Genomic DNA, 14,329 nt, shown 5'->3' on the forward strand with positions numbered 1-14,329 from the left:
TAATTTACTAAATAACTTGTAAGGGAGTGAGCAGAGATGCTCGCTCTTTTTAATGGATAATTTTAGGAGGCCTATCTTTGAGCAATGTTGTTGAAACGGTCAAGCAAGTTGTTGAACCAATTCTTGAAAACCATTCTTTTTACTTATTCGATGTTGAGTTTGTAAAAGAAAACAAAAGCTGGTACCTACGGGTTTATATTGATAAAAAAGGCGGCATTACCATCGATGATTGTGTTCTGGTCAGCGATGAGTTAAGTGAAAAATTGGATGCAATGGATCCTGACCCGATTCCCCAAGCCTATTTCTTGGAAGTTTCATCTCCAGGAGCTGAGCGACCACTTCGTAATGATGAGGAGCTCAAGCAGGCAATTGGTGAGTACATTCATGTTTCACTCTACAAGAATTTAAACGGTAACAAGACGTTTGAAGGAACCCTTAAGTCACTTGATGACGATGTGATGGTCCTTCAAAATTCAAAGTGGGGCAAGCAGGATACACTTGAAATACCGCGGAATTTAGTTGCCAAGTCGCGGCTCGCAATTCAATTTTAGTTAAAGGAGACACAATAATGAGTAAAGAACTTTTAGGAGCGCTTTCTGCTCTTGAAGAAGAAAAAGGCATCAAAAAAGAGGTTGTCATTGAGGCCTTGGAAGCTGCTTTAGTTTCTGCTTACAAGCGAAACTACGGCCAAGCTCAAAACGTTGAAGTTTCATTCGATGATAAAAAGGGTGAAATGCATGTCTACTCCGTTAAGACGGTTGTGGATGATGTCACAGACGACCAACTTCAGGTATCTCTCGACCAGGCACTTGAAATTAACAAAGGCTATGAGCTTGGGGATGAAATTAAGTTTGAAGTCACCCCAAAGAACTTTGGCCGAATTGCTGCGCAAACCGCTAAACAGGTGATTATGCAGCGAGTTCGAGAAGCTGAACGGGAAAATGTTTTTGACGAATTCTCCAAATATGAGGATGAATTGGTAACTGGAACCGTTGAGCGTCAAGATACCCGGTTTGTTTACGTTAATCTGGGTAAGGTTGAGGCCGTAATGGGTTCAAAAGACCAGATGCCTAATGAAGTTTATCGTCCACAGGACAGAATCAAGGTTTATGTCACCAAAGTTGAGAATGCCACTAAAGGCCCGCAAGTCTTTGTGAGCCGAACAGCGACAGGGATGCTCAAACGATTATTTGAACAAGAAGTTCCAGAGATTTATGATGGTACTGTGGAGATTGTTTCAATCGCCAGAGAAGCCGGTGATCGTGCCAAAGTTGCTGTTCGTTCGAACAACTCGGACATCGATCCCGTCGGAACAGCCGTCGGCCCAAGAGGTCAGCGGGTTCAGACCATCGTGAACGAACTTCATGGTGAAAATATGGATATCGTTGAGTGGGACGAAGACGATGCATCATACATTGCCAACTCACTTAACCCTGCAGAAGTGATTGATGTCATTTTTGATGATGACAACGAACGTGCCTGCACGGTAATCGTTCCTGATTATCAACTGTCATTGGCAATTGGTAAGAAGGGCCAAAATGCCCGTTTAGCTGCGAAGTTAACTGGTTTTAAGATTGATATTAAATCTGAAACCGAAGCAAAGGAATTCTTTGCGAATAAAGAAGCGGCTTCAGACGATCCGGCCACTGATTCTGACGAAGGCACTGATCAAGCTGATCAGCCAGATGACTCAACGGATGTCGATGAATCTGCACAAGATGAATCTGCTGTTAATCCCAACCCTGATGATTCGGACGACAGCACTAACGACTAATTTTTAGGAGGTAATTTTTTGAAAAAAAGAAAAATTCCAATGCGTAAAGATATCGTTACTGGCGAAATGGCTCCAAAGAAAGAATTAGTCAGAATCGTCCGCGATTCAGACGGCCATGTTTCAATCGATGAAACCGGGAAAAAATCAGGGCGTGGCGCGTACATTTCGATTAACGTTGAAATTGCCAAGAAAGCCAAAGCTGCCCACACATTTGAAAAAGTATTTTCAACCACTTTGGATGACAACTTTTATGACGACCTCATTGCCTATGTTGATCATAAGCAAGCCCGAAAAGAGTTGTTCGAAGATGGACAATAATCAAGCAATACTTAATTTCTTGGGATTGGCCCGCAGAGCAAGCAAAATTGTTTCCGGTCAAGATATGTTATTGTCCCAAATTCGCAGCGGCAAGATTTTCTTCTTGTTTATTGCGACTGATACTGGCAAAGCAACCCAAAAGAAATTTAATGATAAGTCGAATTACTATCATATACCCGTGAATACCAGTTACACTAAAGCAGTGCTAAGTGATGCAATTGGAATGAAACGAACCATCATTGGAATTTCTGATCGGGGTATGGCCAAAAAATTGGTTGAATTAACCGATAATAATAAAGGAGAGTGATTATATGGGGAAAAAGCGAATTTACGAATTAGCTAAAGAACTAAATGTCTCCAGTAAGCAAATCGTTGACCGTGGTAACAAACAAGGCTTCGATATCAAAAATCACATGTCAACAGTTGACGCTAATCAAGAGCGCCAAATTAGAGCAATGTTTAGTAAGGGTGGCAGTAAACCTGCCAGTCATACCAGCAAACCAGCTGGTAGCGGCCAGCATACGGCGGCTAAACCAAGCCATCAAAATGCTGCCCATTCGACTAGTTCGAAACCTGCAGAACACCACACAGCAGCCCACGCACAAAGTCGGCCCGCTGCACACACAAATAACAATAACAGTGGTCATTCAGTAAGTCGGAATACCAATCAGGCAAACCATTCGGTAAACCACGGCAATTCTAACCACAATAGTTCCAACCGTTCAAATTCCACTCACAGCAATAACACAACTGATCAGCGGAATCATTCGAACAACAATCATTCAAACAATAATAACCACTCATCAAATTCGAACAACAATCATAACAGTTCAAATAATGAGCATCGGAATAATAATCATTCGAACAATGCCACTTCTCGTCCAGCAGCCAGCCATTCAAACGGCAGCAATACAACGTCAAGTAATCGTAGCAGTTCGAATAATTCTTCAAACCACACCAATAACTTCTCAAACCACAACACTGGCAGCGGTCGTTTTGGTGGCAGTTTGAACCGAAATAATAATCGTGGTGGCTCACGAAAAGCCAACAAGAAGCGGAACAAGAAACAGCGTAAGCAAAAGAATCAACGTTTGCGTGAAGTTGAACATCATGGTGCGCCAGAACGTAAGAGTCGGCCGTTACCAAAGGTTCTTGAATATCAAGACGGCATGAATGCCCAAGAATTGGGTAAGTTATTGCATAGAGAGCCTGCTGAAATTGTTAAGAAGTTATTCATGTTAGGCGTGATGGTTAACCAAAACCAATCACTTGATAAGGATACAATTGAAATTTTAGCTGCTGATTACGGTATTGAAGCTAAAGAAAAGGTCCACGAAGACTTATCAGATTTGGATAAGATCTTTGAGAAGGAAATGAAGAATACCGATCATTTGGTTTCTCGTCCTCCCGTTGTTACAATCATGGGACACGTTGACCATGGTAAAACAACCTTGCTGGATCACTTGAGACATTCACACATTACAGCCGGTGAAGCTGGTGGAATCACTCAAGCAATCGGTGCTTATCAAGTTCGTCATGGGGACAACCAGATTACCTTCTTGGATACCCCAGGACATGCGGCCTTTACTGAAATGCGTGCGCGTGGTGCCAACATCACTGATATCACTATTTTGGTGGTTGCTGCTGATGATGGGGTTATGCCTCAGACCATTGAAGCGATTAACCATGCCAAGGCTGCCAAGACACCAATCATTGTTGCCATTAACAAGATCGATAAGCCGGATGCAAATCCACAACACGTTACCGATCAATTAATGCAATACGGTTTGGTTCCTGAAAAACTCGGTGGTGATACGATCTTCGTTAATATTTCTGCTAAATTTGGCAAGAATATCGATGAATTACTTGATATGATTATCTTGGAAGCTGAAGTGATGGAATTAAAGGCTGATCCAGATCAACCAGCTGCTGGTTCCGTTATTGAAGCCCGTTTGGATCAAGGAAAGGGCCCTGTTGCCACTTTGCTGGTTCAACAAGGAACACTTCACGTTGGTGATCCAATCGTTGCTGGTCATACATTTGGTCGAGTGCGGACAATGACCAACGAACGTGGTCGTGAAGTTAAGAAAGCGACGCCATCAAGTCCTGTTTCCATTACTGGCTTGAACGAGGTTCCAGAAGCCGGTGACCGTTACGTTGTCTTCGACGATGAGAAGACAGCGCGGTCTGTTGGTGAGGAACGTGCCAAAGAAGCCCAAGTTGAAGAACGTCGTAAGACTACTCGAGTAACATTGGACAGCTTGTTTGATTCGCTTAAAGAAGGCGAAATGAAGGAAGTTGACATTGTTATCAAGGCTGACGTTCAAGGTTCAGTTGAAGCTTTGGCTAACAGTCTGCAAAAGATTGAAGTCGAAGGTGTCAAGGTTAATATTATTCATTCTGGCGTTGGTGCCATCAATGAAAGTGATGTTGCCTTAGCTGAAGCAAGTAACGCAATCATCATTGGTTTCAACGTTCGACCAACACCACAAGCTAAGTCTCAAGCTGACAGTGACCATGTTGATATTCGTCTTCATCAAGTTATTTATAATGCAATTGATGAAGTTGAATCAGCTATGAAGGGAATGCTTGCGCCAACATATACCGAAGAAGTAACCGGTGAAGTTGAAGTTCGTGATATCTTCAAGGCCTCTAAGGTTGGAACCATCGCTGGTGGAATGGTTGTCGATGGTGTCGTTGAGAAGAATAGTAAAGTTCGTTTGATCCGCGATGGTGTGGTTGTTTACACCGGCGAACTGAACAGTTTGAAACGCTTCAAAGATGACGTCAACGAAGTTAAACAAGGATTTGAATTAGGCTTGACCATCAAAGACTATAACGATATCAAGGTCGGCGATGTGATTGAGGCATACGTTATGAAACAAGTGCCTGTCAAGTAATTTGGAGGTGTTTCTATGGCTCATTATCGGGTTGGCCGATTGGAACAAGAAATTCAAAAAGAAGTCAATGACATTCTGTTAAAACGTGTCCGTGATCCTCGCGTTCAGGGCGTTACGTTAACAGGTGTTGAAGTGACCGGAGATCTTCAGCAAGCCACAATTTACTACAGTATTTTGTCTGATAAAAAAGAAGACGAAGATACAACTGCTAAGGGATTGGATAAGGCGACCGGATTAATCCGCGGCGAACTTGGTCATCGTTTAAGCATTTACAAAACGCCTGAGATCAAGTTTGAGCTGGACACCTCGGTTCAGTATGGTGACAAGATTGACCGCTTAATTAATAAATTAAATCAAGATGGTGAATAATCATCTCAACTGCCCACGCCTAAATGGCTGGGCAGTTTTTTGTGATATAATTTTCTTACATGAAAAAAATAGGAGAATTCGAATGGATGGCGTAATCGCATTATATAAAGAGCGTGGCATGACCAGTCACGATTGTATCAGCAAACTAAGAAAGATTTTGCACACCAAAAAAGTGGGCCACACGGGCACCTTGGACCCTAATGTGGACGGCGTCTTGCCAATTTGTATTGGGCAGGCTACCAAAATTAGCGAAATATTAATGCAATCCGGCAAAATTTATCGGGGTGCTATTACACTTGGCGTTGCCTATGATAGTGAGGATTTGGATGGCAATTTAATCGAACAGGTTCCGGTGACAACACCATTGGCCAACGACCAGATCAACGCAGCGTTGGCCAAGCTTACCGGCGATATTATGCAGACACCGCCAATGTATTCAGCGGTGAAGGTCAACGGGCATAAATTGTATGAGTATGCACGAAAGGGAATTACAATTGAACGCGAGCCACGGCCAATTCACATTGATCATTTCAAACAAATCAAACCATCGACTTATGATGCCACAGCGAAAACCCAGACAATTTATTTTGAAGTTGGCTGCTCTAAAGGGACCTATGTGAGGACTTTGGCGGTTGATTTTGGTAAACAAGTTGGTCTGCCATCAGTGATGTCTGACTTAACTCGGATCAAAAGTGGGGGCTTTGATATTTCTCAGACGTCTACTTTAGCAGAGGTTAAAGCCGCCGTTGATGATCAAAACGTCCAGGCGGTCCTTCATCCATTAGCTGAAGCCCTTGCTGATTACCCAATTTATCAATTGGATGACAGTCGCTGGGGAATCGTTTCTCACGGTGGTTTCTTAGATCAATCGATTTGTCCGGAAAAGGCACCGGTTGTCAGACTTGATTACCAGCAGCAGGTTAAAGCGTTATATAAATTTGATGAAACAGTCGGTCAATACAGACCGTTTAGAATGTTTTTAGCTTAATGAAGGTGGGTTGCTAACAATGAAAATTTCGAGATTACACTATCCATTGCCAGACGACTTTAAGGTTGAAGGACCAACAGTTGTTGCAATGGGATTTTTTGATGGCTTTCATAAGGGTCACCAAACAGTTTTACAGCGGGCAAAGGACGAAGCCGAAAAGCGCGGTGCTAAATTGGCCGTTTTAACATATGATCATCATCCGGCCATCGTCTACCGAAAGATGTCACCTCATGAACAGCGATACTTAACTTTGAATGATTATAAGATGCAGTTACTAAGCGATTTTGGTGTTGACCAAGTCTTCTTAGTCAACTATTCTTATGACTTCCAAAGCCAGACACCTGACGAATTTATTAAGAACTTCCTTAAGCGGTTCAATGCTGTGGCAGTCGTTGCCGGCTTTGATCACACGTATGGCGATAAAAAAGTTGCCACAATGGCCAACTTTCCGAAATATGCCAAGGGCGCGTTTGACGTTATCACGGTTTCTTCGGTAGACATTAATGACAAAAAGGTGAGTTCAACTCGAATTCGAATCGAATTGGATTCTGGCGATGTTGATAGTGTCACCGACTTGTTAGGACGACCATTTCAAACGCGGGGGGTCATTGTCCATGGTGAAGAACGTGGCCGCCTGCTAGGCTATCCAACTGCGAACGTTGAGCACTCGGAGTACCAGTGGCTGCCGGCGGTTGGCATTTATGTCGTAACCGTTCAAATTGCAGACAAAAAATATCTGGGAATGGCATCGATCGGGAGAAATGTGACTTTCTCTGACGTCCACCCAATGACTGTTGAAATCAATTTAATGGATTTTAACCGCAACATTTATGGTGAAGTGGTTAATGTGAACTGGCTTTCCTATCTCAGAAGTGAAATTAAATTTCAGACGCCAGAAGACCTGATTGACCAATTGGACAAAGACAAAACCGCTACTCGAGAATATCTGCAACAGCATCCTGAAGTTCTAAATTAGCACTATTAGCACTCTACACAAAATAATGCTAAAATAAGGCTATATTCCCTTGACTTATAACATATGGTTTGTTAAATTATAAATGTGCCTTAGCACTCGGGTATATTGAGTGCTAAAAAGAGGTGATTTGGGTGCTAACGGATAGGCAAAAAGATATTCTTCAAATAATCATTCGTGATTACACAAGAACGGGAATGCCAGTTGGTTCCAAGGCATTGGCTGAGGAGTTTCCGACCCACGTTAGTTCCGCGACGGTCAGAAATGACATGGCTGCACTTGAATCAAAGGGCTTAATTAATAAGACACACTTTTCATCAGGCCGGGTTCCTTCGATTGAAGGCTATCGGTATTATGTTGATAACCTGGTCCAACCAGATCCACTTGATGAAGGTGCCGAAGATTTAATCAAAACTTCTTTCAACAGCGAATTCAATCGAATTGATGAGATTGTTCAAGAATCGGCGAAGGTCTTGTCAGACTTAACCAATTATATGGCCTTGACATTTAATCCCGAGTCCGGTGACAACTTGAAACTTGGCGGTTTCAGGTTGGTTAAATTGGACGATCGGCAGGTTATGGCAATTATTGTCACCAACACCGGCCATGTGATCGACAAGATTTTCCGACTGGCAAACGTTTCATCTGAACAGTTGGAAACAATTGTGAACATCATCAACACCGAGTTGGTTGGCAAGCCATTAAAGGATGTCATGGACAAATTGAAATTTGATATTCCAATGCTCATGACCAAGTATATTCAGACACCTGAAGGATTCTTGAAAATCTTTGGGGATATGCTGGATGAAGCTGGACGTGATAAAGTGCATGTCGATGGCGAGCTGAATTTGTTGAAGTTCGCTGAACGGCAAAACATTGATCGTCTTAAGCCACTGTACAATTTGCTTGGCACTGAGGATTCGGTTTCAAAGATTATCGATCCGAATTCCAAAGATGTTCAGGTTCGAATTGGCGGCGAGCTTCGAAACGACCTGTTGAAAGATTATAGTATTATTACTGGAACTTATGATTTGAAAGAGTATGGCCACGGTGTGATTGCTGTGATTGGACCAACCCGAATGCCTTACTCAAAGGTCATTGGAATTGTCGGCGCTTTGCGGGAAGAATTGACGAAGAAGCTGCTCGGTTATTACGATGATGATAATGATTAATTTAAGGAGGCGATTGTTTGGCAGACAACAAAGATGATTCAGCCAAGAAGAATCAAAGTGGGCCAACGCAAGAAAAATCAACTCAACCAGATCAAGCTGCTAAAGAAGCAGTTAAACATGGCACTAAGGCTGATAAGACCAAGGCCCATGATTCAGATGAAACTAAAAAATTAAAACACACAGTGGTCGAATTGCAGAAGAAACTTGATGCAATGGAAGACAAGTTCTTGCGGGCAGAGGCGGATATGCGAAACATTGAAACCCATGCCAAGAAAGAACAAGCTGACTTGATCAAATATGATGGTCAGCAGTTGGCACATGACATTTTACCAATTGTTGATAATCTCCAGCGAGCCCTTAAAGTTGATGTCACCGACGAAAGTGGCAAGCAACTTAAGCAGGGTGTTTCAATGGTTTACGAGCATTTCAACAAAGCCTTGTCTGATAACGGGGTGGAAGTGATTGATGCGTTGAATAAACCATTTGATCCTAAGTTTGATCAAGCTGTTCAAACTTCGCCAGCTGATGATGATCATCCAGCTGACACCGTTGTTCAGGTCCTACAAGACGGATACCGTTTGAAGGACCGGGTTCTCCGACCAGCAATGGTTGTTGTAGCAAAATAAAACTTTAAAAGAAAAAGAGGATTATTTATGGCAAGTAATAAAATTATTGGTATTGATTTAGGAACTACTAACTCTGCCGTTGCTGTTCTTGAAGGCAGCGCGCCTAAAATTATTCCAAACCCAGAAGGTGCTCGTACGACACCATCAGTTGTTGCATTTAAAGATGGTAAGCCACAGGTTGGTGAAGTTGCCAAGCGACAAGAAATCACCAATCCAAATACGGTTCGTTCAATCAAGAGTCACATGGGTGAACAAGGTTACACCGTTGATATTGAAGGTAAGAAATATACACCACAACAAATTTCAGCAATGATTCTTCAATACATCAAGGAATTTGCTGAAGATTACGTTGGTGATAAGGTTGAAAACGCCGTTATCACTGTTCCTGCATACTTTAATGATGCTCAACGTCAAGCTACTAAAGATGCTGGTAAAATCGCCGGCTTAAATGTTAAGCGAATTATCAACGAACCAACCGCCGCAGCTTTGGCATACGGTATGGATAAGCAGGACAAAGATGAAAAGATCCTGGTTTACGATTTAGGTGGTGGTACTTTTGATGTTTCCATCCTTGAGTTAGGTGATGGTGTCTTCCAAGTACTTTCAACTAACGGTGATACTCATCTTGGTGGTGATGACTTTGATCAACGAATCATTGATTGGTTGGTTGAGGGCTTCAAGAAGGATAATGGCGTTGACCTGTCAAAAGACAAGATGGCATTACAACGTTTAAAGGACGCTGCTGAAAAAGCTAAGAAAGACCTTTCAGGTGTCACTGAATCAGAAATCAGTTTGCCATTTATTTCTGCCGGCGACAATGGTCCACTTCATTTGCAAACTACATTGACTCGTGCAAAGTTCAATGAATTGACTTCAGACTTGGTTGCTAAGACCAAGGTTCCATTTGACAATGCTTTGAAGGATGCTAAGTTAAGCACTTCAGACATTGACCAAGTTATCTTAAATGGTGGTTCAACTCGTATTCCAGCTGTCCAAGAAGCTGTTAAGTCATGGACTGGCAAGGATTCAAACCACTCAATCAACCCTGATGAAGCCGTTGCTTTAGGTGCTGCCGTTCAAGGTGGTGTGATTACCGGTGATGTTAAGGATGTTGTTTTGCTTGATGTTACCCCATTGTCACTTGGTATTGAAACCATGGGTGGTGTCTTCACGAAGTTGATTGACCGTAACACAACCATCCCTACCAGCAAGTCACAAGTCTTCTCAACTGCTGCTGACAATCAACCAGCCGTTGACATTCACGTTCTACAAGGTGAACGTCCAATGGCTGCTGACGATAAGACGTTGGGTCAATTCCAGTTGACTGACATTCCAGCTGCTCCTCGTGGCGTTCCTCAAATCGAAGTTAAGTTTGATATTGACAAAAACGGGATCGTTAACGTTTCTGCTAAGGATAAAGGAACTGGTAAAGAGCAAAAGATCACCATCAAGGATTCATCAGGTCTTTCAGACGATGAAATTCAAAAGATGATGAAGGAAGCTAAGGAAAACGAAGAGGCTGATAAGCAACGTAAGGAATCAGCTGATTTGAATAATGAAGTTGACCAATTGATCTTCCAGACTGATAAGACCCTTAAAGATGTTAAAGGTAAAGTATCAGACGACGAAATCAAGAAGGCTGAAGATGCTCGTGATGCCCTTAAGAAAGCCAAAGAAGATAACAACGTTGACGAAATGAAGTCAAAGAAGGATGATCTTAACAAGATCGTTCAAGATTTAGCTGTTAAGTTGTATCAACAACAAGCTCCTAAAGACGGTGGCGCTGCTGCCGGTGAAGGTGCCAAGGGTGGTTCAACTGATGGTAAATCTGACGGCAAGGGTGACGATGGCACCGTTGACGGCGACTTCCACGAAGTTCACGATGATGATAAAAAGTAATCTTTAAGCTAATATTTTTGATGAGAAGTCAAGGCCGGCTGGCTTTGGCTTTTTGTTAAAATATGGTATATTATCATGGTTAAGGAATTGAATGAGGATGGGAGTTTCTAATGGCAGAAAAAGATTATTATGATATTCTTGGAGTTTCCAAGGACGCCAGCGATGACGAAATCAAGCACGCCTATCGTAAGCTTTCTAAAAAGTGGCATCCAGACATTAATAAGGCTCCTAATGCTGAAGCAAAATTTAAAGAAATTAACGAAGCGTATGAAACGCTGAGTGATCCGCAAAAACGGGCCAATTATGATCAATACGGTTCAGCCGATGGTGCTGGTGCCGGATTTGGTGGTGGCCAAGGTGGCGGTTTTGGTAACTTTGGCGGCGGCGATGCCGGTGGCTTTGGTTTTGATGACATATTCAGCCAATTCTTCGGCGGTGGTCAACAAAGAACCGATCCCTCAGCACCACAGCAAGGCCGTGATCTTCAATACCAGATGACGCTTGAATTTGAAGAAGCCATTTTTGGCAAGAAGACGGTTATTAAATATAATCGTGAAGCACAATGTAAGACTTGTGGCGGAACTGGTGCCAAACCAGGAACGTCTCCAGTCACCTGTTCTAACTGTGGCGGCCGTGGATATGTGACTACTGAAACCAATACACCATTGGGCAGAATGCAGTCACGACAAGTTTGTCCTGTCTGCCATGGTACTGGTAAAGAAATTAAAGAGAAGTGCCCAACTTGTGGCGGTAGCGGTAAAACTGACGAACGTCATGAACTTGAAGTTAATGTGCCAGCTGGAATCGATGATGGCCAGCAGATGAGGCTTCAAGGCCAAGGTGAAGCCGGCGACAATGGTGGTCCTTACGGGGATTTGTACATTGTTTTCCGAGTTAAGCCAAGTAAGGACTTCACGCGTGATGGTGCAACGATTTATGTCAACCAGCCGATCACATTTGCCCGAGCTGCACTTGGTGGTAAGATCAAAGTCAAGACAGTTCATGGCGATGTTGAGCTGAAAGTGCCTGCTGGAACTCAGACTGGGACAACCTTCCGACTGAAAGGAAAGGGTGCACCTCGTCTTCGTGGTAACGGGAATGGTGATGAACGAGTCACTGTCAATGTTGTGACACCAAAGTCGCTTAATAAGAACCAAAAGATTGCACTTGAAGCATTTGCCAAAGCCAGCGGTGATAACATCGCCGGCAAGGGTGGTAGTAATTTTTTTGACAAGATGAAAGACGCTTTTGATAAATAACATGATCATTTACAGGGGTCAGCCGGCTGGTTTAGCCGTTGTTGGCCTCTTTTTATGTAAAATAACTTCCGCAAATCCCGTTTGACTTTGGATAAACGTTAATCGCTGGTATAATTGTAAATAGTTAAACAAATGAAAGTGAGAATACAACATGGATTTAGAAAAAATGAAAGAACATCAAAAATATATTCGAAACTTTTCCATCGTTGCTCACATCGACCATGGGAAATCGACCTTAGCTGATCGAATCCTGGAAATGACGGATACCGTTGCTAAACGTGACATGAAGGATCAATTGTTGGATAACATGGATCTTGAGCGAGAGCGGGGCATTACGATTAAACTGAATGCCGTTGAGCTGACTTATCATGCAAAAGATGGTCACGATTACGAGTTTCACTTAATTGACACCCCAGGACACGTCGACTTTTCCTATGAGGTTTCACGAAGCTTGGCTGCCTGTGAGGGCGCTGTGCTGGTTGTCGATGCTGCGCAAGGGGTTGAAGCTCAGACTTTGGCCAATGTGTACTTGGCAATTGACGATAACTTGGAGATTGTGCCGGTGATTAATAAGATCGATCTGCCGTCTGCTGAACCGGAAAAAGTCCGTACTGAAATTGAAAATGTCATCGGCCTGGATGCCTCTGATGCTGTCTTGGCCAGCGCTAAAAAGGGAATTGGGGTTCCAGAACTGTTGGAACAGATTGTGCATAAAATCCCTGCTCCTGATGGCGACGTTGAAGGGCCATTAAAGGCTTTGGTTTTTGACTCGGTCTACGATGATTATCGAGGCGTTGTGCTGAGCGTTCGTTTATTTGAAGGCACCGTTAAGCCTGGTGACAAAATTCGAATGATGAACAGCGGCAGCGAGTACGAAGTGACTGAAGTTGGTGTCAACTCACCGAAACCAGTGAAGCGCGATTATTTGATGTCTGGGGATGTGGGCTATATTACTGCCAGCATTAAGGACATCACCCAAACTCGAGTCGGTGATACAGTAACCAACGCGTTGGATCCCGCTGATGAGGCATTGCCGGGTTACCGGGAAATGCATCCAATGGTTTATGCCGGACTGTATCCGACTGACAACGCTAAGTTTGACGATTTGCGTGAAGCTTTGGAAAAATTAAAATTAAACGATGCCGCTTTGGAATTTGAGCCCGAAATCTCCAAAGCGTTAGGATTTGGTTTCCGTTGTGGCTTTTTGGGTCTGCTTCACATGGATGTGGTCCAGGAAAGACTCGAACGGGAATTCAATCTTGAATTGATTACCACGGCACCATCCGTTACGTATGAAGTGAAATTAACTGACGGTGAGTCGAAAACGGTTGAGAATCCATCTGAAATGCCGGATGTTTCATCGATCAAACAAATTTCCGAACCGTACGTCAAGGCAACCATCATGGTTCCTAACGATTATGTTGGACCCGTGATGGAACTGTGCCAACGTCGACGTGGTGAATTTGACACGATGGAATATCTTGACGAGTATCGGGTGAATGTGATTTATCACATGCCGTTATCTGAAATTATTTTCGACTTCTTCGACAAATTAAAATCCAGTACCAAGGGTTATGCGTCATTGGATTATGAGTTGGAAGACTACAAACCAAGTGATCTGGTTAAAATTGATATTTTGTTAAATGGTGAAAAAGTGGATGCTCTGAGCTTCATTTCTCATCGTCAATTTGCGGCTCCCCGTGCGCGGGACATTGTTGGCAAATTGAAGAATATTATCCCACGACAAAACTTCGAGATTCCAGTTCAAGCTGCGATCGGGGCCAAAATCATTGCCAGAACCAACATTAAGGCATACCGAAAGGATGTTACTGCCAAGTTGTATGGTGGTGATCGAACCCGACGGATGAAACTGTTGGAGAAACAAAAAGTTGGTAAGAAGCGGATGAAAGCTGTCGGGAAGGTTGATATCCCGCAAGAAGCCTTTATGGCCGTCCTTCAAACTGACGAGGAAGAAAAAGGCGACAAATAAATAACTAAAGTAAAATCCCATTACCCGGAATTTCATCCAAGTAATGGGATTTTTGAAATTG

13 protein-coding genes are annotated in these 14,329 nt (G+C 43.1%); all 13 read left to right on the plus strand.

What is annotated here, in order from left to right; all coding sequences use genetic code 11:
- Positions 1 to 77: 77 nt before the first annotated feature.
- Positions 78 to 551 (plus strand): ribosome maturation factor RimP, encoded by a 474-nt coding sequence (gene rimP, locus FD05_RS08505; RefSeq protein ID WP_020280363.1) that lies wholly within the window; start codon positions 78 to 80, stop codon positions 549 to 551.
- A 17-nt stretch (positions 552 to 568) separates the two neighbouring features.
- Complete coding sequence (nusA, locus tag FD05_RS08510; protein WP_020280362.1) at positions 569 to 1,774, plus strand: transcription termination factor NusA; 1,206 nt, start codon at positions 569 to 571, stop codon at positions 1,772 to 1,774.
- A gap of 18 nt (positions 1,775 to 1,792) precedes the next feature.
- On the plus strand, positions 1,793 to 2,092 hold the full coding sequence (rnpM, locus tag FD05_RS08515) for an RNase P modulator RnpM (RefSeq protein ID WP_020280361.1): 300 nt from the start codon (positions 1,793 to 1,795) through the stop codon (positions 2,090 to 2,092).
- A complete protein-coding gene (locus tag FD05_RS08520; protein ID WP_020280360.1) occupies positions 2,082 to 2,399 on the plus strand; it encodes a L7Ae/L30e/S12e/Gadd45 family ribosomal protein in 318 nt (105 codons plus the stop codon). The genes rnpM and FD05_RS08520 overlap by 11 nt, the downstream gene beginning before the upstream one ends.
- Before the next feature lie 4 nt (positions 2,400 to 2,403).
- Positions 2,404 to 4,992: a translation initiation factor IF-2 gene (gene infB, locus FD05_RS08525; RefSeq protein WP_020280359.1), complete on the plus strand. Its 2,589-nt coding sequence runs from the start codon at positions 2,404 to 2,406 to the stop codon at positions 4,990 to 4,992.
- Positions 4,993 to 5,007: 15 nt separating this feature from the next.
- On the plus strand, positions 5,008 to 5,361 hold the full coding sequence (rbfA, locus tag FD05_RS08530) for a 30S ribosome-binding factor RbfA (protein ID WP_020280358.1): 354 nt from the start codon (positions 5,008 to 5,010) through the stop codon (positions 5,359 to 5,361).
- Positions 5,362 to 5,443: 82 nt separating this feature from the next.
- Positions 5,444 to 6,349: a tRNA pseudouridine(55) synthase TruB gene (gene truB / locus FD05_RS08535; protein ID WP_020280357.1), complete on the plus strand. Its 906-nt coding sequence runs from the start codon at positions 5,444 to 5,446 to the stop codon at positions 6,347 to 6,349.
- Between the two features lie 19 nt (positions 6,350 to 6,368).
- On the plus strand, positions 6,369 to 7,325 hold the full coding sequence (gene ribF, locus FD05_RS08540) for a riboflavin biosynthesis protein RibF (protein WP_020280356.1): 957 nt from the start codon (positions 6,369 to 6,371) through the stop codon (positions 7,323 to 7,325).
- Positions 7,326 to 7,450: 125 nt separating this feature from the next.
- Positions 7,451 to 8,494 (plus strand): heat-inducible transcriptional repressor HrcA, encoded by a 1,044-nt coding sequence (gene hrcA / locus FD05_RS08545; RefSeq protein ID WP_039932482.1) that lies wholly within the window; start codon positions 7,451 to 7,453, stop codon positions 8,492 to 8,494.
- 17 nt (positions 8,495 to 8,511) lie between these two features.
- Positions 8,512 to 9,120, plus strand: coding sequence for a nucleotide exchange factor GrpE (grpE, locus tag FD05_RS08550; RefSeq protein WP_020280354.1), 609 nt, complete (start codon positions 8,512 to 8,514; stop codon positions 9,118 to 9,120).
- Positions 9,121 to 9,147: 27 nt separating this feature from the next.
- Positions 9,148 to 11,019 carry a molecular chaperone DnaK gene (gene dnaK, locus FD05_RS08555; RefSeq protein ID WP_020280353.1) on the plus strand — a complete coding sequence of 624 codons (1,872 nt, stop codon included), beginning with the start codon at positions 9,148 to 9,150 and terminating at the stop codon, positions 11,017 to 11,019.
- A 110-nt stretch (positions 11,020 to 11,129) separates the two neighbouring features.
- Entirely contained in the window at positions 11,130 to 12,278 is a 1,149-nt protein-coding gene (dnaJ, locus tag FD05_RS08560) for a molecular chaperone DnaJ (RefSeq protein WP_020280352.1), read from the plus strand.
- A gap of 151 nt (positions 12,279 to 12,429) precedes the next feature.
- A complete protein-coding gene (gene lepA, locus FD05_RS08565) occupies positions 12,430 to 14,268 on the plus strand; it encodes a translation elongation factor 4 (protein ID WP_020280351.1) in 1,839 nt (612 codons plus the stop codon).
- Positions 14,269 to 14,329 lie beyond the last annotated feature (61 nt).

The organism is Lentilactobacillus otakiensis DSM 19908 = JCM 15040 (genome assembly GCF_001434145.1).
Lineage (GTDB): Bacteria > Bacillota > Bacilli > Lactobacillales > Lactobacillaceae > Lentilactobacillus > Lentilactobacillus otakiensis.

Excerpts from the sequence above, each read along its gene's own strand:
- nusA (WP_020280362.1), top strand. The coding sequence starts at position 569 with ATGAGTAAAGAACTTTTAGGAGCGCTTTCTGCTCTTGAAGAAGAAAAA.
- FD05_RS08520 (WP_020280360.1), top strand. The coding sequence starts at position 2,082 with ATGGACAATAATCAAGCAATACTTAATTTCTTGGGATTGGCCCGCAGA.
- infB (WP_020280359.1), top strand. The coding sequence starts at position 2,404 with ATGGGGAAAAAGCGAATTTACGAATTAGCTAAAGAACTAAATGTCTCC.
- rbfA (WP_020280358.1), top strand. The coding sequence starts at position 5,008 with ATGGCTCATTATCGGGTTGGCCGATTGGAACAAGAAATTCAAAAAGAA.
- truB (WP_020280357.1), top strand. The coding sequence starts at position 5,444 with ATGGATGGCGTAATCGCATTATATAAAGAGCGTGGCATGACCAGTCAC.
- ribF (WP_020280356.1), top strand. The coding sequence starts at position 6,369 with ATGAAAATTTCGAGATTACACTATCCATTGCCAGACGACTTTAAGGTT.
- dnaK (WP_020280353.1), top strand. The coding sequence starts at position 9,148 with ATGGCAAGTAATAAAATTATTGGTATTGATTTAGGAACTACTAACTCT.
- dnaJ (WP_020280352.1), top strand. The coding sequence starts at position 11,130 with ATGGCAGAAAAAGATTATTATGATATTCTTGGAGTTTCCAAGGACGCC.
- lepA (WP_020280351.1), top strand. The coding sequence starts at position 12,430 with ATGGATTTAGAAAAAATGAAAGAACATCAAAAATATATTCGAAACTTT.